The organism is Deltaproteobacteria bacterium IMCC39524, assembly GCA_029667085.1.
Classification (GTDB): Bacteria; Desulfobacterota; Desulfuromonadia; order Desulfuromonadales; family BM103; genus M0040.
Genome location: JARUHJ010000002.1, coordinates 398313 through 418429 on the forward strand (window position 1 = coordinate 398313; position 20117 = coordinate 418429).

At 51.0% G+C, this 20117-nt stretch carries 23 protein-coding genes; 10 read left to right on the top strand and 13 right to left on the bottom strand.

All coding sequences use genetic code 11. The annotated features are described in order from the left end of the window. Positions 1-49: 49 nt before the first annotated feature. A complete protein-coding gene (locus P9J64_07500) occupies positions 50-211 on the bottom strand; it encodes a hypothetical protein (protein MDG5468167.1) in 162 nt (53 codons plus the stop codon). A 370-nt stretch (positions 212-581) separates the two neighbouring features. Here P9J64_07500 and P9J64_07505 point away from each other — a divergent pair, with 370 nt between their 5' ends. Next, on the top strand, positions 582-1445 hold the full coding sequence (locus tag P9J64_07505; GenBank protein MDG5468168.1) for an aminotransferase class IV: 864 nt from the start codon (positions 582-584) through the stop codon (positions 1443-1445). A 58-nt stretch (positions 1446-1503) separates the two neighbouring features. Here the strand turns inward: P9J64_07505 and P9J64_07510 are convergent, their stop codons facing one another. Then, positions 1504-2664 (bottom strand): 4Fe-4S binding protein, encoded by a 1161-nt coding sequence (locus tag P9J64_07510; GenBank protein ID MDG5468169.1) that lies wholly within the window; start codon positions 2662-2664, stop codon positions 1504-1506. Positions 2665-2871: 207 nt separating this feature from the next. Between P9J64_07510 and P9J64_07515 the strand changes: the two genes are divergently transcribed. Beyond that, on the top strand, positions 2872-3303 hold the full coding sequence (locus tag P9J64_07515; GenBank protein MDG5468170.1) for a peptidylprolyl isomerase: 432 nt from the start codon (positions 2872-2874) through the stop codon (positions 3301-3303). Between the two features lie 142 nt (positions 3304-3445). On the opposite strand, the gene P9J64_07520 is transcribed toward P9J64_07515, so the two are convergent. Beyond that, entirely contained in the window at positions 3446-3589 is a 144-nt protein-coding gene (locus tag P9J64_07520) for a hypothetical protein (GenBank protein MDG5468171.1), read from the bottom strand. A gap of 122 nt (positions 3590-3711) precedes the next feature. Between P9J64_07520 and P9J64_07525 the strand changes: the two genes are divergently transcribed. Together P9J64_07525 and P9J64_07530 are read left to right on the top strand one after the other, a co-directional pair. Next, entirely contained in the window at positions 3712-4335 is a 624-nt protein-coding gene (locus tag P9J64_07525) for a DUF4126 domain-containing protein (GenBank protein MDG5468172.1), read from the top strand. Between the two features lie 180 nt (positions 4336-4515). Beyond that, the gene (locus tag P9J64_07530) at positions 4516-4836 is read left to right on the top strand and encodes a hypothetical protein (GenBank protein ID MDG5468173.1); all 321 of its coding nucleotides are present in this window, start codon (positions 4516-4518) and stop codon (positions 4834-4836) included. Positions 4837-4945: 109 nt separating this feature from the next. Here P9J64_07530 and P9J64_07535 read toward each other — a convergent pair whose 3' ends face one another. The 3 genes from P9J64_07535 to P9J64_07545 form a co-directional block, all read right to left on the bottom strand. Further along, a complete protein-coding gene (locus P9J64_07535) occupies positions 4946-5335 on the bottom strand; it encodes an NUDIX domain-containing protein (GenBank protein ID MDG5468174.1) in 390 nt (129 codons plus the stop codon). A gap of 80 nt (positions 5336-5415) precedes the next feature. After that, positions 5416-5784 carry a PilZ domain-containing protein gene (locus P9J64_07540; GenBank protein MDG5468175.1) on the bottom strand — a complete coding sequence of 123 codons (369 nt, stop codon included), beginning with the start codon at positions 5782-5784 and terminating at the stop codon, positions 5416-5418. 360 nt (positions 5785-6144) lie between these two features. Continuing rightward, the gene (locus tag P9J64_07545; protein ID MDG5468176.1) at positions 6145-7320 is read right to left on the bottom strand and encodes a PQQ-dependent sugar dehydrogenase; all 1176 of its coding nucleotides are present in this window, start codon (positions 7318-7320) and stop codon (positions 6145-6147) included. A gap of 186 nt (positions 7321-7506) precedes the next feature. On the opposite strand from P9J64_07545, the gene P9J64_07550 reads away from it, so the two are divergent. Next, complete coding sequence (locus P9J64_07550; protein ID MDG5468177.1) at positions 7507-9168, top strand: DUF6178 family protein; 1662 nt, start codon at positions 7507-7509, stop codon at positions 9166-9168. A gap of 128 nt (positions 9169-9296) precedes the next feature. Here the strand turns inward: P9J64_07550 and P9J64_07555 are convergent, their stop codons facing one another. Then, positions 9297-9662 carry a hypothetical protein gene (locus tag P9J64_07555; protein MDG5468178.1) on the bottom strand — a complete coding sequence of 122 codons (366 nt, stop codon included), beginning with the start codon at positions 9660-9662 and terminating at the stop codon, positions 9297-9299. 15 nt (positions 9663-9677) lie between these two features. After that, positions 9678-11378 (bottom strand): DUF4080 domain-containing protein, encoded by a 1701-nt coding sequence (locus P9J64_07560; GenBank protein ID MDG5468179.1) that lies wholly within the window; start codon positions 11376-11378, stop codon positions 9678-9680. 741 nt (positions 11379-12119) lie between these two features. Between P9J64_07560 and P9J64_07565 the strand changes: the two genes are divergently transcribed. Continuing rightward, positions 12120-12653: a hypothetical protein gene (locus P9J64_07565; GenBank protein MDG5468180.1), complete on the top strand. Its 534-nt coding sequence runs from the start codon at positions 12120-12122 to the stop codon at positions 12651-12653. Between the two features lie 248 nt (positions 12654-12901). Here the strand turns inward: P9J64_07565 and P9J64_07570 are convergent, their stop codons facing one another. The 3 genes from P9J64_07570 to P9J64_07580 all read right to left on the bottom strand — a co-directional run bounded on the left by P9J64_07570 (position 12902) and on the right by P9J64_07580 (position 14803). Then, positions 12902-13213, bottom strand: a complete 312-nt coding sequence (locus tag P9J64_07570; protein MDG5468181.1) for a hypothetical protein — start codon at positions 13211-13213, stop codon at positions 12902-12904. A gap of 18 nt (positions 13214-13231) precedes the next feature. Further along, the gene (locus P9J64_07575) at positions 13232-13753 is read right to left on the bottom strand and encodes a glycine/sarcosine/betaine reductase selenoprotein B family protein (GenBank protein ID MDG5468182.1); all 522 of its coding nucleotides are present in this window, start codon (positions 13751-13753) and stop codon (positions 13232-13234) included. 123 nt (positions 13754-13876) lie between these two features. Next, positions 13877-14803: a sulfurtransferase gene (locus tag P9J64_07580; protein ID MDG5468183.1), complete on the bottom strand. Its 927-nt coding sequence runs from the start codon at positions 14801-14803 to the stop codon at positions 13877-13879. Between the two features lie 305 nt (positions 14804-15108). Here P9J64_07580 and P9J64_07585 point away from each other — a divergent pair, with 305 nt between their 5' ends. From P9J64_07585 to P9J64_07600, 4 genes are all read left to right on the top strand, one after another. Then, entirely contained in the window at positions 15109-16437 is a 1329-nt protein-coding gene (locus P9J64_07585) for a radical SAM protein (protein MDG5468184.1), read from the top strand. 143 nt (positions 16438-16580) lie between these two features. Further along, positions 16581-17045, top strand: coding sequence for a DUF4920 domain-containing protein (locus P9J64_07590; protein ID MDG5468185.1), 465 nt, complete (start codon positions 16581-16583; stop codon positions 17043-17045). Between the two features lie 6 nt (positions 17046-17051). After that, on the top strand, positions 17052-17597 hold the full coding sequence (locus tag P9J64_07595) for a PepSY-associated TM helix domain-containing protein (GenBank protein MDG5468186.1): 546 nt from the start codon (positions 17052-17054) through the stop codon (positions 17595-17597). A 147-nt stretch (positions 17598-17744) separates the two neighbouring features. Further along, positions 17745-18350: a MarC family protein gene (locus P9J64_07600; GenBank protein MDG5468187.1), complete on the top strand. Its 606-nt coding sequence runs from the start codon at positions 17745-17747 to the stop codon at positions 18348-18350. A gap of 11 nt (positions 18351-18361) precedes the next feature. On the opposite strand, the gene P9J64_07605 is transcribed toward P9J64_07600, so the two are convergent. Beyond that, complete coding sequence (locus P9J64_07605; protein ID MDG5468188.1) at positions 18362-18952, bottom strand: acyl carrier protein phosphodiesterase; 591 nt, start codon at positions 18950-18952, stop codon at positions 18362-18364. Continuing rightward, entirely contained in the window at positions 18949-20115 is a 1167-nt protein-coding gene (locus tag P9J64_07610) for a general secretion pathway protein GspE (protein MDG5468189.1), read from the bottom strand. Before P9J64_07610 ends, P9J64_07605 begins: the two co-directional genes overlap by 4 nt. Between the last annotated feature and the right edge of the window lie 2 nt (positions 20116-20117).

The following is a 20117-nucleotide window of genomic DNA, read 5'->3' on the forward strand; positions in this document are numbered from 1 at the left end:
TTCATTTGGGATGGGGTGGATGGAAAACACAGCTGCTCGGGCACGGTGACTACATCGTGCGCGGTGATTTGAACAGCCCTTGCCAGAAGCTGAACCAACGACCATGTGACGCTTGCAGTTGACTACTGTTTGCAGCATTAAGCATGTTGGCCAGCAGGTAACGGCGGGTTGTTTCCTTTTCCATGGTTTTGTTGCTGTTGTCAAAACTCATACGGACTCCAACGGATTATTAATTTATTCTCAAACTGTCCTTTATCTAACCATACTTTCTGGTGATTACAAGTCGTGATAACAGAGAGTTGTTAAACGTTAAAGGCTTCTTTTGTTTTGAACTTTTGTTGATAAAAGATAAGTTAAAACAGGGGTTTGTTGATTTTTCCTAGGTAGGATTGATTGTTCAAGTGGTGTCGAGCTTTTACAGGTTTTTGCTAAGGATGGAAGGTAGTTAAGTGCCCGCAGGCAGAATGTTGGTTTTTTGGCCTTTTGAAGTTGTTTTTTCTTTCATATACATCTGGATTTGAAGCGGTATCATGTAATTGAAGGTTGAGTCTCGGCTTCAAATTGAATATAAGGAACCAGGTATGAGCTACGTTTATTTAAATGGAGAATTCGTCAAAAGCGATGAGGCGGTGGTCTCTGTTTTTGATCAGGGGCTTTTGTACGGTGACGGGATATATGAAAGCTTCCGTTCCGTTGGCAATCACCTCTATCAATTCCCTAAACACTACCAGAGGCTGCTGCAATCTGCCGAGGCTCTTTGCTATCCGATGACTTTCTCGCAGGAAGAGTTGGAAAAGATCCTGATGGCGTTGAAAGAGAAGAACGGTTTGAACGATGCTTATTTCCGCATAACCATTACTCGTGGAAAGGGGCAGGTGGGCTTCCAGCGTGATATGGGCAAGGTTTTGACCTGTCTGATCATTGCCCGGGAGTTCGAGCCTTTTGATGCAGCGCATTATGCAGAGGGGATTCAGCTTCGCCTGGCCGAAACGCGCCGTAACGCTCCTGAAGCGATTAACCCCAAGATCAAGTCGATCAGTAACCTCAACAGCCTGCTGGGCAAACTCGAAGCCAAGACTTACGGGGCTTTTGAGGTGATCATGCTGAACAACAAGGATCACATCTGCGAGGGCGCTTCGTCGAATATCTTCTGGGTCAAGGGCCAGTGGGTGTTCACTCCTGATGCTTCTACCGGACTTCTGGAAGGGGTGACCCGTTCGACCATTATCCGGCTCTGTGAGGAGGTGTTGAACTTAAGGGTCGTGACTGGTGAATTCAAAATGCAGGACTTGAAGTATGCGGATGAGGTTTTCATTACGTCAACCTCGCTGGAGGTGATGCCTGTGGTCAAGGTGGATGATTTTACGATTAACCAGGGTTTGGTGGGGTCTACGGCCTGGCATTTGCGAGAGGCTTTACATCTGGATATGGGGAAAGTTGCCTAGCTTTTGAGAGGTTGAAGGGTAAAGGTTTTAACCGAGCGCGTCCCTCCAGTCCCCAGTCTCAGACCCTAATAATCTTCTTCAAATTCTTCTTCACCTCAGATGCCACCATCGGCATCAACCGACCCTTCTCTTTTAAAATTCGGGTAAACATCAAGCCTTTGTTGAGGGGCGGGCGGGGGCGCTTGTCGCGTTCGACGAGTTGCAGGGCGTTTTCCGGGCAGGAGCCGATGCAGGCGCCGCAGCCGAGGCAGACTTTTTGGTCCACGCGGGTTGTTTGTTCTGCTTTGATCGGGTCGATGCAGGCGGCATTGCAAACCTTGATGCACTTGCCGCAAAGTGTACAGGCTTCTTCGTCAACCTTTGCCAGGAAGGGGGTCTTGGCTACGCCATCGGGGAAGCCAGATTGGACTCCGGCCATCAGCTCGCAACAGCATGAGCAGCAGTTGCAGATGAATGATGGCTGTTCGCGGATATTATCGGTGATGTGGGTCAAATTGTGGCTTCGAGCCTTGTCCAGGATCGCGAGCAGTTCTTCTGTACTCTTCTCTTCCATGAAGCCGCGTCGCACCAGGAACTGGGCGCCCTTGCCGAGGGCGATGCAAATCTCTTCCATCGGCGCGTCTTTGGCGCAGGTCTCGCCGAGATGTTCTTTCTGGTGGCGGCAGAAGCAGATCCCCGCTGCGCCGAACTCGGCTTCCTGCAGGATTTTTCGGGCGTCTTCCCACCGGGTGACTTTTGAAGTGAGCGGGATCTTGTCTTCGTAGGCCAGGGCGCGGGTCAATTGCGTGGCCGAACCGAAGAACTCTTCGGCCTGGCCCGGCCGCACCTCGTGCAGGTATTCACGCATCAGCTTGGCGACTTCGGCCATCGGGATGTCGGTACGCCTTTTCATAAAGGTGAATTCGAAGAACCCGATCAACCCGGGCATCAGCATCCAGTAGGTGGTGTCTTCGCACGGCGTGTCTACGACCAAGCCTTTGTCTGCCATCTGTTCGAGTTTTGGCAGCAGCTCTTTCACATCAATCCTGGTGCGAGCGGCCAACTCTTCACTGGTGGTTTCCGAAAGGGGGAAGCAGGATGCGATGAATGCTTCTTCTTCGCTGAAGAGCAGGGCGAGGATCTCGCGTAGCTTTTCATTGTCGACCAGGCCGACTGGGTAACGGTTGAGTCGGTCGATAAGAGGAACCAGATGTGATTTGCCGGATATCAGATGACCCATTTGGATGCCTCTTTTTCTGTTTAATGGATAACGCAAAGGCATTTTAGCATAAGCTGGAAGCAATGAAACGAGCATGTTTTACGGATATTTGAGTGGTTCAAGGTCTGTTCTTACGGAAAAGTTGCAAAAAAGTCGTTATCTCCTTCACAGCAAGCCTTTGATATGTTAGTCAAGTGCAAACTTTTTCGGTACAAAATAGGAGGAAATATGTCTGAAACTGCAAGTGAAAAGATGGTCAAGGTTCATTATACGGGTTCCCTCGACGACGGGTCGGTTTTTGATTCTTCGCGCGAGCGTGAGCCTTTCGAGTTCGTGGTCGGTACAGGTCAGGTTATCAATGGCTTTGATAAGGCCGTGGTCGATATGGCTGTTGGGGATGTCAAGACCGTGAAAATTCCTTCCGAAGAGGCTTATGGCCCGTTCGTTGAAGAACGTGTCTTCGAAGTTGGCCATGATCAGTTCGCCGAGGGCGTTAAGCTCGAAGTTGGCATGCAGCTGCAGTCTGAGGGTGGTGAAGGTCAGCCTCCGATGGTTGCAACGGTGACCGAGGTAACAGAAGAGAAAGTTGTTCTCGATGCCAACCATCCCTTGGCTGGTAAGGATCTGACCTTCGAGATCGAGTTGATGGAAGTTGCTTAAAAAGTTTCTGTGGAAATTGTATTAGCAAGGGCCGGATGATTTGATCATCTGGCCCTTTGTTTTTATAACCTTTAAGGAACGTTTAACGCAGAGACGCTAAGACGCAGAGGGAAGGCAATTTCTCAAGCTTAATGACCAGTCACTAGTCGATAGGCACTGATTTCTGCTCTTCCTTCGCTTTCCTCTCCTTGCGTTTACGCAGTTTAGCCGTCGTTCCGAAGAATAATCCGCAGACGGTCAATGTCCAGACCGTGATGAGGAGAATCGTTTCAGATGTGGTTTGCATGGTGAGGCTCCTTTGCTGATTGGCCCTGATCATAGTATGATTTTCGTATGCGGGCTTTGACGTCTGTCAAGTTTTCACCGCTATAAAGTTATTCTACTCGATAGCGGGAGTGTGCTGCCACTATGCAAGAGATCTTACCTTACATCGCTCTCTCCATGGGCGTGGCCTGGGCCAGCGGAATTAATCTCTACGCGGCGATTCTCGTCCTCGGCCTGCTCGGGCTTTCGGGCAATGTGCCGCTGCCTGAAACTTTGCAGGTCCTCCAGAATCCAATTGTCATTGGTGTTGCCGGGTTCATGTATTGTGTCGAGTTTTTTGCCGACAAGATTCAAGGCGTTGATAGCGCCTGGGATACCCTCCATACGTTTATCCGAATTCCGGCCGGTGCTGTTCTGGCTGCAACCGCTGTTGGTGATGTTGATCCGGCCATTGCTATTTCGGCTGCGCTGGTCGGTGGTGGGTTGACGGCGGGAACGCATCTGGCCAAGACCAGTACGCGTCTTCTGGTGAATACTTCACCGGAGCCTTTCAGTAATATTGGTGCATCACTGGTAGAAGATACGGTTGTTGTCGGCGGTCTCTTGACAGCCCTTTATTATCCTTTTTTGTTTCTTCTCCTGCTCGTGGCCTTTGTGGCGTTGATGATCTGGCTTCTGCCGATTCTCATACGGGCGCTTAAAGGGATCTTTGATTCTTTGAAGTGGTTCTTCAGAGGGCGTGGGGTGAAGCGTCTGCCAGAAGGTTAAGGTGACGGGGACACACAAATTGTGTGCCCCCGTTTTCTAGAATTTCACAGCTTTTCTTTTAATCGTGACTTCTATGACGATCGGTAGTCTGGACGCGTACGCTTTATGCCTTAAGATTAAAACTCTTTACAATTGACCAAGCCAGAGTATGATTAGTTATGTTTAACGAAAGGTTGATTTATGTTTGACTTGGTTAGTGAAATGTTTTGTTTTGTAACGGCAACAGTGAGCTTCTTGTACGGAACAAGAATTTTGTGGGCTTGCGGTAAAAAGTGTAACTTTGTGGTAGCTCCTGCTGAAAAAAAGCAGAGTCTAAGAGCGACTATCCCAGGAGGTTTTGTTGTCTACTTTTTTGGTTTTCTTATTGTTTTCAACGAGGTCTTAAGCGGCACATTAACAATTGTCACGACATCACTTATCAGCGCCCTGCTACTTTCTCACTTTGTCGTTTCAATGGCTATGCCTGAGTTGAAAAGAAACCCTTCGAATTACATTGATTGATTTGTTGAAGTTGTTGCTGATTTAACTATAAAAACTCCTGAATGTATTTATCAACAATAGGCCGTTTTTCTTCTCACAAGTCGTGGTTTCCAGGACACAGCCCGCAAGGTTACATCTCCCTGTTTTCAGAATAATAATATTCCAATACGTCCTTTGTGATATTGGAAAGTCTTATTGCACGTATGCTTTCCCTGCTGAACCAATGTGCATTACAATCTTTTATGTCAGACATCTTTGCGCTACTGATATCACCGACATAGACAGAAACTTCGACATCGCCAGGCCTGACCGGAGAAGGACCTTTGATGGTTTTTCCCAGTTTTCTGAAAACACTGGCAACCGTGTCATTCATTTCACGGGCAACAACTTCATTCAGACACTGCATCTCGTCTTCACCAGGCTCAATCTTTCCACCGGGCAATATCCAAAAATCACCCTTTTTGGTTAAGAGGATCATCCCCTTTCTCTCGACGATAATATCCACTACCTTGATTGCCATCGTTCTTCCTCCAAAATCTCAGGAACTTAGATCAATGAAACGCTACAAAAGCTATAATGTGTTATCTACATGGAATAAGACTACCAAATGGCTTCAATGTCTAAACAACTCGCAATTGAAGCCAAATCTTCTGGTGCTAGGTCTATAAATTGCACACCCACACCTGATGGCAATTCTGGTTGAAGAGGGTTTTCCTCTTGATTGACCCATGCAACTCTAGCGCCGCAAGAAACAGACTTATTCCCTTGGCCATGAAGGGAAAATGTCAACATTAAATCATCATCAATTCCCAACGGTATATTGGTTTTGAGGTAAAGTCCGCCAGTGCTAAAATCAACACTAAAATCAGAAAGGACCGTTTGTGGGGATGGCCCGTAGTATACGCGCATCTCTGACTTCAAACGTTGGCAGGCACCTTGTGTTAACGGCATATCTATATCAATCCCCATTAAAGCTCTCCTTGATTCAATGCAATATAACCTTAAGTAGAAAAACCGTAAGGATGAAGGAACACATCTTCATAGAGCACGTTGCATGCCAACTACTTAAGCAGAATTTAATGTCGAGCTATTAAAGAGTTAGCCCTTTGTGCAGGGAAAGTAAAAGCATCCTAAGCGACAATAACACGCAAAAATTGCACATCATTGCAGGTGAAGATTATCTCGATTCACGACATTTCTCTGCTCACAATATTTAATAGCTAGTTCAAGAATTGCAAAAACATGATGTTCCATAAGTTGTGTCAAAAGGTTTATCATGTCGAAATGACCCGATTTAGCCTGTCAGAAAAAACAGTCACTGTTGTCTGCTCAGTCCCGAACTTGCACAAGCTTGCCACTATCTGTAAGCAGATAAATCCAACCGTCCGGTCCTTGTCCAACATCCCGGATGCGCTCGTTGGGCTCAAAGAATAAACGTTCCCGCGACACTTCTTGATCTTCGTTGAGTTCGACCCGCCAGAGTGCTGTTCCGACCAACGCACCTACAAACAGGTTGCCCTGCCATTGCGGAAAACCGGCTCCTGTGTAAAAGATCATCCCGGAAGGGGCAATGGAGACAGGCACCCAGTAGCTGACAGGCTCGATATAGTTCGGCGCATGGACGCCTCCGCCGATACGGCAAGCATCACTGACCGGATCACCATAGTTGCAGCCATAGCTCACCACTGGCCAGCCATAGTTGCCGCCCGCAACGATCTTGTTGATTTCGTCTCCGCCCTGGGGACCGTGCTCGGACACCCAAAGCTCGTCACTGCCCGGGCGGATTGCCGCACCTTGCGGGTTGCGATGCCCGTAGCTGAAGATCTCCGGTTCTGCGCCGATGATTGATGGATTGTCTGGAGGGATCGTTCCGTCGCGATTGATGCGAATGACTTTGCCAAGAGTGGTGGTAAGGTCCTGCGCCGGAGTGAACTTCTGGCGCTCGCCTAAAGTGACGTAGAGAGTTCGGTCGCTGCGAAAGGCAATGCGTGATCCGAAATGACCGCCGCCAGTGACCTTGGGCTTTTGGCGATAGATCACTTCGACATCATTCAAGGTGCTGCCGATGAGTCGACCGCGTGCGACGGCCGATCCTGCGTGCCCCAGTTCGGCACCGGTGCCGGGTTCGGCGTAAGTCCAGTAGATCCATGGATCGGTTGTGAAGTCCGGATCAAGCGCAACATCGAGCAGCCCGCCCTGACTTGCGTCGGCGACCGCAGGTAAGCCAGTCACAGCTTGTTGCACGCTTGTGCCTTCGGCACTCAGGATCAACATGCGCCCGCGCTTCTCGGTGACCAGTATGCGACCATCTGGCAGAAAGGCGAGTCCCCAGGGGCGAACAAGCAGGTCGTTGAGGACAACGTATCTCGGGTCGACCGATGCTGGAGCCGTGGCTCGAGTTTTTTCGGATCCGTTGCTGCTGCCTTCACCTCCGCAGCCAGCAAGAACCCACAGCAATATCAGTAAGGCGGATAGGGTTACCCCGGTTATAATTTTTCGCTTCATGATCGACCTCAGGATATAGAGATATCTCTTTCCATAACTCATATCAGAGTTTCGGTGCGTGACAACATTTACCGATAGCTTGCGGTCGTCAGCGACTTTCCTGTTATCCTTTACCTGTGTAAACTTGACCCGCAACCACACATAGATTAAGTTGTGCTCCCTATTAAACTCAAGTGGAGTCAGACCATGGCCATTAAGCCTTCTGTGCCCAGTATAAATATCAATGACTTTTCACAATTAACAGCTGTTGAGCAGATCGATGTCCTACGTTGTCTGGACGCGCGACAGAAAACTGAATTGCTGCTTGATTCACCCGATGGTGCCGAGCTTATGGCTCAACTCCCCGCACAGGAAGTTTATCTCCTGGCCGTGGAGCGTGGTCCCGAGCATTTGCCGGAGCTGTTGAGTCTGGCAACTCCTGAACAATGGAGTGGTTTCATTGATCTCGATTGCTGGGAGGGGGACCAGTTCAACTCCGACAAAACACATCGCTGGCTGATCACTCTTTTGCAAGGCGAAGAAGAGAAGGCCTTCGACGTTCTCCAGCAGATGAACTTTGAGCAGCTGGTTCTGATCTTCAAGGCCGAAATGGATATTATCTCGGGGCCGGAAGCCGATGAGAACAGCGACGCTCGCATTGATGCAAAGAAGCGCGATGGCGGCTACGAGATCTCCTACTATTCCGATAACAGCGCCAAGCTTTTTGAAAAGCTGCTTGATGTGTTGCAAAGCTTCTCCCCGGAGTTTTTCGTCTACCTGATGGAGGCGGTTCGTTCGGAAACCATGGGGCTGATCGTTGAGAGTGTTTATCAGCAACGCACCGGACGTCTCCTGGACATGGGGATCCCGGAACCTTTCACGGCGCAAAAAGTTTACGCCTGGCTCGATCCCGAAGACTATCGTGAGGATCGCCCCTTCAAGCTGGCTCCCGGTACGAGTGAGGTCAGTGCTCCCGGCTTTACCCTGACGCTGGCGCGACCTAAAGGCTTGTTGGCCGAGGTTTTGGCTGACGGAATCGATGAAGGTTTGGCCTGGGAGATGGCCAACGTGGTCAACAAGGTGATCCTGGCGGATCGCATCGATATGGGTAATGTCGAGCAGGTTTCCAATGTTGTTGCCAAGGTGGATGCGTATCTCAACCTGGGCCTGGAATGGCTGGCCGGTACCGATGTTGATACAGCCAGAACCTGTATGACCGATTGCTATTGTGAAGACCTGTTTCGCCTTGGCTTCAGCTTGACGATGAGGTTGAAGCGTCGCGGCGACATTGTTGGCAAGTCTTCCGTTGCTCCTTATCTTGATCACAACGCACGCGCTTGCCTCAGCGCTCTACATCAGTTTCCACCGCTCTTCTTAGAAGGTGTCGCCGATTCGACTCAGGGTGGCACTCGCCTCTTTGCCAGCCTCGCTGAAATCGGCATGGTGGAACAATGGCTGGGCAGGATGGAGCTCCAGCGGCAGCTCTTTGAAGACGTCCTGCACTTCCCGATGCCTGATCCAAAGGTGATAGACCTCTCCGGTTGCCAACCGGATAATGTGGATGACATCACCCTGGTGGAATTCTTCCTGACCTCGCTGGCCAACAAACTGATGGGACGTGATTTCCAACCGCTGCCGATCGCCGAGGAAGAGCTGGCCGGTCTGCACGGCATGGTCTCCCAGTCGGGTGTGCTCAATCCGCGTCTGCGGGAAGAGACGGTTAAGTGGCTTGGTTCATTGATGGATGGTGGCGGTGACTTTGCGACCTACTGTCTGGATATCTGGGAAGAAGAGTTCTGCTCGATCGGCTTTGAAGATATCGACCCGCGTTTTATCGGTGGGATGATTGTGCAGTTGGAAGAACTTTGACTTAACCTTAGAAGGTTAACGCAAAGACGCTAAGAAAAGCGAATAAAGGTGCAAAGAGAATTATGGTTTTTACATGATATCCCCTTTGCGTCTTTGATTTGATCCTTTGTGCCTTTGCGTTAAATATTCTACTCTTTATCGTCCTCAGCAGAAGGCTTGCCACCAGAAATAATCCCTTTAAACCACCCCGGTTTATCGTCAGCCTCTTCCGCAGAGGAGTACGTGTAGGGATCTTCCAGGAAACGCACCAGTTCCTCAAAGTAATCCTTGGTGAACTGATCAACCGGACGGTCCGAGAGTTGGTCGCGCACCAGCCCGATCCGTGTGACAAAATCATTTTTGAACGTCTCGTTCTGTTCACTCACAACCGTCAGCGCTATCAGCAGAACATGGCTTAAGGCCTGAATTTGCCCGGCCTGGTTCTGGATCGTCTGCGCCGTCTTGGTGGCAAACTCAATCATCTTCTGTTCGATCTCTGTCGGTTGGTCAGACATTTTCGCTCCTTAATCTTAATCGCTGTAGCGATATTCCTCAACCTGCATTTTCCGCCCGGTCCCTGTGAGATAGCAGAAGAGGTGAACAGTTCTTAGTTCCGGAGTGTGAATGGTGGTGAAGGCCGCGGCAAAATATTGCAGCTTAATCCCCTGACCCTTGATCGCTTCGGTCTTCTCCTGAACCCTTGTACGCACCCATTGCTCTTCTTCAGGTTCGAGGGCGGAGTCAAAAAACTCCGGAATACGGTTGGTGACAACGCGTTCGCAACGGGCGTAGTCGTAAGCGAGGCTTTCAATAAGTCGTGCTTGAGACGTTCCTTTGTCGCGTCCCCTGACGATCTCGTAAAGGTTCTGAAAAAGTGACTGGCGGTTTAAGGGGAAACGGAACAGCTCGCGTTTGCGCCACTCTCCAGCCAGCCATTCCAGCCCCATGGCAAAGGAGCCGGTTGCGTCGCTTAATTCGCGTATAAAGCTCGATAAATGACCGCTGTTGTACGTCAGGTCAAGAAGCCGACTGATCTCCTGGAGTTGCTGCAACTCGGCATAAGAGAGCTCAGGGCTGCCCAGAATCGTGTAGGGTGGGTTCGGGTCAAATCGGATCTGCAACTCTTCGGCTTGGTCGCGCAACGGTGAGCCGGGTAGCAGCTTGACCGGTTCGATCTGCAGGTGGTGGGGGGCGAGGGCGGCCACCCGGTCAATTGATTTGAGAAAGCTGTTGTAGTTGTCACCGGGAAGGCCGGCCACCAGGTCGAGGTGCATGTGAATCCGGTTGCTTTTGCGCAGGGACCGAATATTCTCCTCTAGTTTCTTCATATTGACCTTGCGACCGATCGCATCGAGGGTACTCTCCAGGGTTGATTGCACCCCGATCTCAAACTGGAACATCTCTTCCGGGACTTGATCCAAAAGCTCGAGAGTCGCTTCGTCGAGCAGGTGGCCGGCGATCTCAAAATGAAAATGCGTCGACCGGTTGTGTTCCAGGATGAAGCTGAAAATCTCCTTGGCGCGACCGGCGTCGAAGTTGAAGGTGCGGTCGACCAGTTTGACCTTTGCAACGCCTTTCTGCATAAGCAAGAGCAGGTCGCTCTTAATGCGCTCCATGGAGTAGGAGCGAATCAGGTTGTCTCTGGCGCTTAAACAGAAGCTGCAGTGAAAGGGGCAACCGCGACTGGTCTCGTAATATACAAAGCCGCGCTCCATATCGGTCAGCCCGGTCTTGAAGGGTGAAGGGACTGTGTCGAGTTCTTTTAACGGCGGGCTGTCCGGCCCGCTGATGAGCTCTTCTCCAACACGCAGAACTGTTCTTGGAGCCACCCCTGGTTGTTGTCCCTGTTGCCAGGCAGATAGCAATGCACGCAAGGGTTCTTCCCCTTCACCGCGAATCAACGCCGTGATGCCGGGGTTGCGAGTAAAGATTTCCACACATTCAAAAGAGACTTCAGGGCCGCCCAGGATGATGCGTAACTCGGGCCGAGCAACGTACAAGGCGTCGACCAGATCGAGGGTCTCGCGTCGGTTCCAGAGGTAGACGGAAAAGGCGACCACATCCGGGGCCACATCCAGAATCTGGGAGAGAATTGATTCGCGCGGTTCGTGGACGGTAAATTCACGGATCAGGAAATCGCCGCAATCATCTCCGCAATAGGCTGCGAGACAGGGCAGGGCGAGACTGTTATGAATGAACTTGCTGTGGAGTGTGCTGAGGATTGTTCGCATGAATCAAGGATAGCGAAGGGAGGAGGTTATATAAAGCGGAAAGTTCTACTTTGTGGGTTGTTGCAACGGCTGCTGTTGCCTTTTTAATAAACAATCGAGGTCAAAAGCATATTGATCAGGGTTGAAAAGGGGGGGGGGGGGACTGTCAGCCAGCTTTGGTCTGACTCCCACTGTCAGATCTGGATGAGTTCGCCAGAGGGGATTGTTGCCATTTTCTTCTTTGTCAGGGTCAGTAAAAATTTCCACACTCTGAATTTTACTAGCTTATAAAAAAGAAAAACTGCTTACTACAGCAACCAAGAAGGATTAATCCTACTCTCACTTGACAAACAAGACCAAAATGGTGATATTTAAGAAAAGAACATTCCGTTCAGCATCGCATCATGCTTTTGATGTTTATTTGATGACATGTAAGTAAGGGGGGAGGACATTTTATAGGAACATTTAACCAACGGGCAGCAATCCATGTTACTTCATAAATATTATTTTGTAGCTCTCATTATTGCGATTTCTATAACATCAAGTGTTGTTGTCCTGTCTGCACCACTCACAGACCCAGACAATCAACATAATCTTTCGAGTACAGCGACTCATGGCGGACCACAAGCCCAACCTATAGCGACTGGAGGTACTGATCAGATTTGCATTTTCTGTCATACTCCACACTCTGCAACACCGGAGTCTACTCTTTGGAGTCGCCCGGATCCTAACACTGGGACTTTTCCGCTTTATGGACAACAATTGGTCATTAAGGGAGATTATCCCGGATCCCCTGCGGGCTCTCAGGATCGCAGTCAATACAAGAATGACGGGTCTGTCACCTATCCCAGCGGCGCTTCTCGGTTATGCCTTTCCTGTCATGATGGCGTGACGGCTATTGGTATACTGAACGATGGCACGTCAATTGCTATGCTCGGTGGGCAAGACCTTGTCACTGGCGTAGCGGTTATTGATCTTTCGACATCTCATCCGATCTCATTTGTTTACGATAATGCAGTACTTGCCGATATAAATACTGCCCGGCCTGGAACAACCTATCAGTTGCCGCTGAATCTAACCGTTCCCACCCCGCTTGACGGCGAGAACAAGATGCAATGCACGACTTGTCATGATCCCCATAATGACACCTCTCTTGATGGCGGTGGTCTGCCCCCATTTTGGAGGTGGACAGGAACACCCATCGTTGATGAATATGACGATGTATGTAACCAGTGCCACATCGGCGGCAGTCCTGCAGGGCCTAGTGGGGATCATGATCCTGGCCCTGGAATTTAACTATGGGGCTTTTTATAATTCACGATTTACAGTAAAAGAGAGCCCCAGCCTGTCCACAAGGCCGGGGCTTTATTATTAATCCTGTTGCATCTGATTCTTAGATTATCTAGGGATATTTAGTATGCGGCGAGCGTGGAACAAAATTAGATGCTGTCTGTCAGGTCAAGTTATGCTCATGGCACTTTAAAAACGAAGAACTAGCACTTTTACCATCCCTTTTATACCGTTCCTCACAGTCAACGAAGCTTTTATTCTGATTGCTTTTTACTGCTTGGAATAAAGGCCTCCGGTTCCTCATAGCTCTCATAATCATGCCGCCTCCAGCGAAACGGCAAATCAACGATCTCACCCGGAGTGGTGATGCCGTAAAGAGCCTTAAAGGCCTCAAGAATAACAGCTCGCTGCTGCTTAACCTTTCCCGGTTCACCAAGCGGATGACCGAACGGCCATTTCAGGTAAACGCTGCGTGGCGGCTGAACCTTTTCTGTATACTCGCGAACGATGGTGACGCCAACGGTGGCGATTCCGGCTTTTTCAATCTCTCTTTGTATCAATCCCACGGATTGATTGCAGATGCCTCAAGCCGGGGTGAGCAGGACCACATCGACCTGGTCCTGTTTGAGCCTCCTTACCACCTCCTGGGCGGCTTGTCCGATCAGGGTGGCGATGTGGCGACCGTCGATGTGGCCCATGAAGGAGTAGTGGGTGTCGGCCAGTTGACCGATAACGCCTTCCTGCTGCAGCTCCTGTAACCTCTGCAACGGAAAGATGATGTTGAGGTCTTTCTCGGCATCGCTGTGGTCGTAGTAGTCGTGGGTGATCTTGTAATCGTTGCCGATCGTCGCACCATCGATGGCCCTAAAGCTCGGATCACCATCGCTATCCTGCATGTCGAAGGGTTCTTGAGAGCTGTGATGCACACCTGATGTCGTGACCAGCGCCAGCTTGCATTCGGCCAGTGGTTTGTGTGGAGGTGCCCAGGGCACAGCTTCACCGGATTCCCAGGGCTCATACGCAGTGATGAAGCGTTGGGCGAGGCCCGGGTAGCGGGTAATCACCTTGGCGATCAGGCGGTTTTTGAAGCGGTTGATTGTCGACATAGAAGTCTCCCGTATAATTTTGTGAACGACAGTATAATCATAATTATGCGCCGGATACTAGTGTCCCCATCCGGTAGCCCGGATGGGGACATTTTTTTCAACTCAGGAGAACAAAGCCTCTATTCAGTTACGAAGCAAGGCAACTTCATCCTGCCTGGGTGTCTCTGCATTTTCTATAATTGGCAGGGTCGCGTTGTTCGCCCATTCAATCCATGAGCCATCGTAGTTCTTGACCTCGGAGTAGCCTAATCCTTGTAACACCAGAGTTGCATAAGATGAACGGATGCCGGTCTGGCAATGGGCGATGACCTCCTGACCAGAGGTGATGCCATGTTTTGCGAGCAGTTGGCGAATCTCACTCTCACTTTTTAAGACTTTAACGCCATCGACTTCGTGTTGCAACTTTGTCCAGTTAAGATGAGTCGCGCCGGGGATATGGCCGCCACGATCAGCGCGCACCTTTGTACCGTCATATTCTTCAGGTGTGCGGGTATCCCAGATGACGACCGAGGTATTGCCAAGCTGGGTCAACACGTAGTCGGCTTCGGCGCGTGCTTGACCCGGCGTTGAGACGCGGTAGCTGCTCGGTATTGCCGCCGCTGTTGGTAGTAAAGTTGTCGGATGTCCCTCTTTGGACCATTTTTCATAACCGCCATCGAGAACCAGTACCTTGTTGTGCCCATGGTAGCGCAAGGTCCAGGCGAGGCGTGCTGCATAAGGGTTGCCGTCTTCGGCATAAGTGACCACTGTGGTCTCGGGGGTAATGCCGAATTCCTGCATCAGGGTCTCGAAAGCGGTGGTGGTAGGAACCAGGCTCTTAACGCCGTCGCGCTTGTCGAGAAAGCCACTGCGAGGAAGGTGATGGGCTCCCTCAATGTGCCCCAGGATGAAGAGCGGGGTCTGACGAGCGTCGAGAATGACGACTTTCGAACGGTTCTCGGCCAGCCAGTCTGTTTGTACAAAGTAATCTCCCAGACCTGCGCTTGCCAGTGCTGGGAGAGCGGCTAGAAGTAAAATGGTGAGCGAGATGAGTTTTCTGAGTGACTGCATGATTGTCTCCTGTTGTTGAGTATTTCGGTAAGGAATACATTAAATGAATAACGGTGTCAAGGTGTTTTTTTTAAAAAATATTCTACTGTAAAATAATGTAAAATAAGATCGTGGTTTGAAAGGCTGTAATGTCGGTGGCTTGGCAAAACCATGAACGATAAATTGTTTTCCTCAAGTTGCCTGTGGTAATTTGGAACTGCACCAGTTCAGGGACTATCCCTTTACCGGAAGAGTCAAACAAGGCACGGATCTCCCCGTGGGGTTATGTCCTGTAAACTAGGATTAGAAAACTAAAGGAACGGCGCGTGGCAAAAGGTAAAACCATACTGGCAGTGGTCGCCGATGAGAGTGGCGAGGTCTTCGAGCATCCAGATCTGCTACTTGCCGGCATCAGCGGTACGGAAGCGGTGCGACCGCGCATCGATGAGCTGATCCCCATGCCCGAAGGCAGCCGTCTCTTCACCATACCGCAGACACCGCCGATCGGTTTCGACCGTCGCAGTGGCAAGCAGCTGACGGCTGATCGCCTACCCAAGCAATGGAGCGGAGGTCCTATTCAGGCGGTTTCGGCTTTTCTGACTCCTGGCTATACCCGCACCTTGCTGCCTGCAGCTGATTACCGACGTAAGGAACAGACCTTGCCGCTCTGGTCTTACACCGCGGTCGGTTGGTGCCTTGAGGAAGAGCGTTTCTACGTAGCCGGTGTCCAGGTCGATCGCAACAACCAGTGGCGACCTGATCACTTCGATGATCGTAAGCTCGTTCCCCTGGTGAACAAGACCCTGCAAGACAGCCCGGACAATCGCCTGCTGGAACAGCTCTCGCGCTGTGCTCTCGATTACCATTGTTTTGCCGCCAAGAATCTTTTCTTCCGCCGTTGGGAAGCGCCGCTGCCGACTTCGCCTACATGCAATTCCCGTTGCGTTGGTTGTATCTCCAAACAGGAATCAGACTGTTGTCCTTCCAGTCAGGAGCGTCTGACCTTCGTCCCTACCGTTAAAGAGCTTTGTGAAGTGGCGGTGCCGCACCTCAAAGAAGCAAAGAATGCAATCGTTTCTTTCGGCCAGGGCTGTGAAGGTGACCCGATCATGCAGTCGGATGTGATCAGCCAAGCGGTGCGTGAAATGCGCCGTCAGACAGAACGCGGTACGATCAATTTTAACAGCAACGCTTCTTTACCTGATGCCATCGATAATCTAGCCGCTGCCGGCGTGGAATCGATCCGTGTCTCACTCAACTCGGCTCAGGAACATCTCTACAACGCCTATTACCGGCCATGTGGTTATTGTTTTGCCGATGTGGTTGAATCCCTGAAACGGGCTAAAGCGGCCGGTCTTTACCTGATGCTCAATTACCTGGTCTTTCCTGGTGTGACCGATCGCGAGGATGAGGTTGAGGCCATGGGTGAGCTGATTGACCTGGTTGGTGTTGATATGATCCAGATGCGTAACTTAAGCCTTGACCCGGTACTCTATCTTGATTCGCTGCAAGTGACAGGCAAGGGCATTGGCATGGTTGAAATGCTTAAAATGCATAAGGCACGCTTCCCCAGCCTGCAGTACGGCTATTTCAACCGGACCAGGGAGACCTTTTTCCCGCCTGGATACCAGACGGAGTGGCCGATTCCTTCCTGACGCACCTACCTCATCATCCGTAAACACCTGTATTTAATGGTGCATTAAATGATTGTATTGGCGCGGTGTTTTTGTGTGTTGACTTGCAATACATTCAAAAAGTATGATGCGTTCCGTTGTCCATTCCCTCTAAGGAGCAAATCATGCGTACTTTCCTGATCACCTTTCTGCTTGTAGCCATCTTGTCCCCGGTCACTGCTTTTGCCAAAGATTTCGGCAATGGCGTCACCCTGTCCGAAGAGACGGCGATCTCCGCGATCCTTGATGCCCCAGCAGATTATGTTGGTAAAAAAGTCAAAGTCTCCGGACTGGTCATCGACGTATGCAGCACAAGGGGCTGCTGGATCTATCTGGCAGGCGACCGTGATTTTGAGAAAATCCGTATTAAGGTAACCGATGGCGAGATCGTCTTCCCGATGGAAGCTCGCGGCAAGGTAGCGACTGTTGAGGGGGTCGTGGAGAGTATGGAGTTGACCCGTGAGGAAGTCATCAAGCGGCGCAAACATCATGCGGAAGAGAAGGGCATTGATTTTGATCCTGCCTCGGTGACTTCCGGTGAAACTGTCTTGCGTATTCGTGGTCTCGGTGCCTCGATTGATGGTGTTTAGATAAGCATGAGTTGGCGGCGCTGGAATTACCTACTGCACCGTGATATCGGTTTTCTCTGTATCGGATTGACCCTGCTCTACGCCATCTCCGGCGTGGCCGTCAATCATATCAAAGAGTGGAACCCGAGTTACAGTGTAGAGCGGGTCGAAACCAATATCGGCCCGGTTGTCGGCAACCCTGCGGACGCCGCAACCGCGCTTACGATCCTTGCGCGCCTCGGTGAACCGGGCAAACTTGAAAGCAGCTACCGGCCTGACCGAAACAGCCTGCAGCTCTTTGTCGAAGGGCGTTCGATTACGGTCGACCTGCCGAGCGGTCAAGTTGTTCATGATCGTGCCATCCCCCGGCCCGTTCTGCGCGAGATGAATTTCCTGCACCTCAACCATCCGAAAAAAGCCTGGACCTGGTTCGCTGACCTTTACGCTGTCGCCCTTGCATTTCTGGCCATCAGCGGTCTCTTTATGCTTCGCCGCAAGACTCTAAGGCGGGGGCTCGTATTGACAGGTATCGGGGTAGTCATTCCCGTTTTCTTCCTGATCCTTTATCTTTGATCGCTCCTCCATAACTTAAGAGGGACGCCATAGCAGCCTGTTGTGTCCCTCCACGTATAAGCCCTTTACGTTGACACCCCGGCAGGCCTGGGGTAGAAACGATCACAGACCTGTCGCCTTAATTTTTTCATCAAGACTGGAACAGAGATGTTCACTGATATCTTTTTACATGCCCTGACATCTTATTTTGTTGTCATCGATCCGATCGGTACTGCGCTGATCTTTCATGGTTTGACCACGGGGTGTGAGCGGGCTTATGCAAAGCGCATGGCGTTGCGTTCGACGCTGATTGCGGCGGCGATCGTGCTGGTCTCTGCCTTCTTCGGTCAGGCACTGCTGACCAAACTCGGTATCAGCATCGAGGCTTTACGGGTGTCCGGCGGACTGCTGCTCTTCATTACAGCGTTCAACATGGTGACCAAGGGGGAAACCGGCAAGAAGTGGGAGAGTGGCGAAGAGGTTGATATCTCAGTCTTCCCGATGTCGATTCCGTTGTTGTCCGGTCCCGGTTGTCTGACCGTAACGATTCTACTCTTTTCTCAAACACAGTCAGTTTCGGGGAGTCTTTCCCTGGTGATCGCAGTTCTGGTCATCTACCTGCTCACCTACCTGGCGCTCTCCTCGGCAAACCGGGTCAAAGACTTGATAGGTCGAACCGGTGACGATATCCTGCGCCGTCTGCTTGGGGTGATCCTTGCTGCGCTGGCAATCCAGTTTATTGCAGACGGTGTACGCCAGATCATGACTGGTTGACCCTGCGCGACTTATTTCACCTTAATATCAAAATCCTCTTGCACAAAAAGTGTTGCTTCATGCAGGAACCCTGCAAAGTCCTCCAGCAACGAGCCTTCGTGAGCGACAAGTTCATCAACGCCTTCGGCGAGGGGCAGGGGTCTGCTCAGGCGTCGGGCGATCCTGTGTAGAGCCTTGCCGACCACCTCGCGGTGTTGATAAGAAACCAGCCAGTTGTATTCAATCATGCGTGGGGCTATTTGCTTTAAACCTTCTGGTAGTTGCCGATGAGAGCTTTGCAGCAGTGTGTAGAAATCTGCTGCGTAGCTTTCCAGGGGAACAGGAGAATAGTCGCGCCAGTTTGCTGCGAGAAAGTGATCGTAGAAAATGTCGACGATGATGCCGCGACCGTGACCGAACTTTGGGTCAAGTCTTTGACGACTACGACGTGTGTGTGGACTGTTCTGAGCGAGGCTGTCGATCCGACGATGCAGGTGTAAACCCAGAGCGATTTTTTCGGGATAATCTGTAGGGATGCGGCCTTTGACAAAGTCACCCATCAGGCCGCCAAGTTGAATCTCTGGATCCGATCCGGAGAGATAAAGGTGGACGAGGTAGTTCAAACTCTGAGAATCTTGTTGTGCAGTATGAGGACCTCAAAGGCCATTAATGCTTTGCTGGAGAGCTGTTGGACATCCACGACTGCTAAAGACAAGTCTGCTTTGGGGTCGTCAACGTAGATCAGTCCGACAACGCGGCCCAGCATGCTCATAGGCATCAGCAGTGCTGACTGGGGGGCTGGCTTGCCCAGAAAGGTTGTCAGCGCCAGGTTCGCGCCACTCTGTGGCACGGGGCCGAGGAAGAAGCTGTTGCTTTCAACAGCGGTTTTCAGAACCGATGGCTCTGAGAGTGGTAGCTGAAACTGCTCAAAGCCTGGAATCGGTTGCCCACCTTTTGCAGATCGCCACCCGGTTACTTGCCCGGCTACGACCATGAACAGGGCCGCCCGTGAGTAGTTGGCCCCGAGATAGGCGATAACCGCATCGGCGACATCGTTACGATCGGTGATGCCAATCAGGGTCTGGGCTGTCGTCGCCAGCGTAATCTCTTCATCTTCCAGCTCTTCGATCAGGTCGTCGTCATCCAACTCCTCGATCTCGTCTTCCACGACTTCCGGGGCTGCCACAGGCTGCGCTGGTTCGGCTGCCGGTTTCTCATAGATGTGTTCGGATCCGAGTGTCCCCAGCTCTTCATCTGTATCACGGGCTTCAATCGGGCCGTCCGCAGTTTCCAAAACGTGGAGCTGGTTCAGCTCTTCGCGCACCTGTTTCGGCGGCGCTATATAGCGCATGGTGCGCTTGACGCCGTAGTAATTTTCCAGGGCAAAGACCAGGCGAACTTCGAGAGCCAGGATCGGCATCACGATGTAGCCAGTACGAAAGGAGATCTCGTCGATCGACTGCAGGTTGCGCGGGTCGGCCATGGCCAGGGTCAATTTTTTGCCAATGACAGAAACTGGCATGACCTTATGCTTCTCAGCCAGTTCCGGGCTGATGATTTTTATGACGTTATCGGGGATGTTTTGCAGTTGTCCGGGTTTTGCACAGGGGATGTTGATGAGCTGACCCAGAATCTCGGCCAGGATATCTTCTGTGATCAGTCCCATTTCGATGAGGACTGTCCCAAGCTTACCGCCGAAAATGACCTGGGCTTGCAGCGCTTCTTCGAGCTGCGCCTGGGTCAACAGGTTCTTCTTGATCAGTAACTCGCCAAGTTTTTCGGCCATGA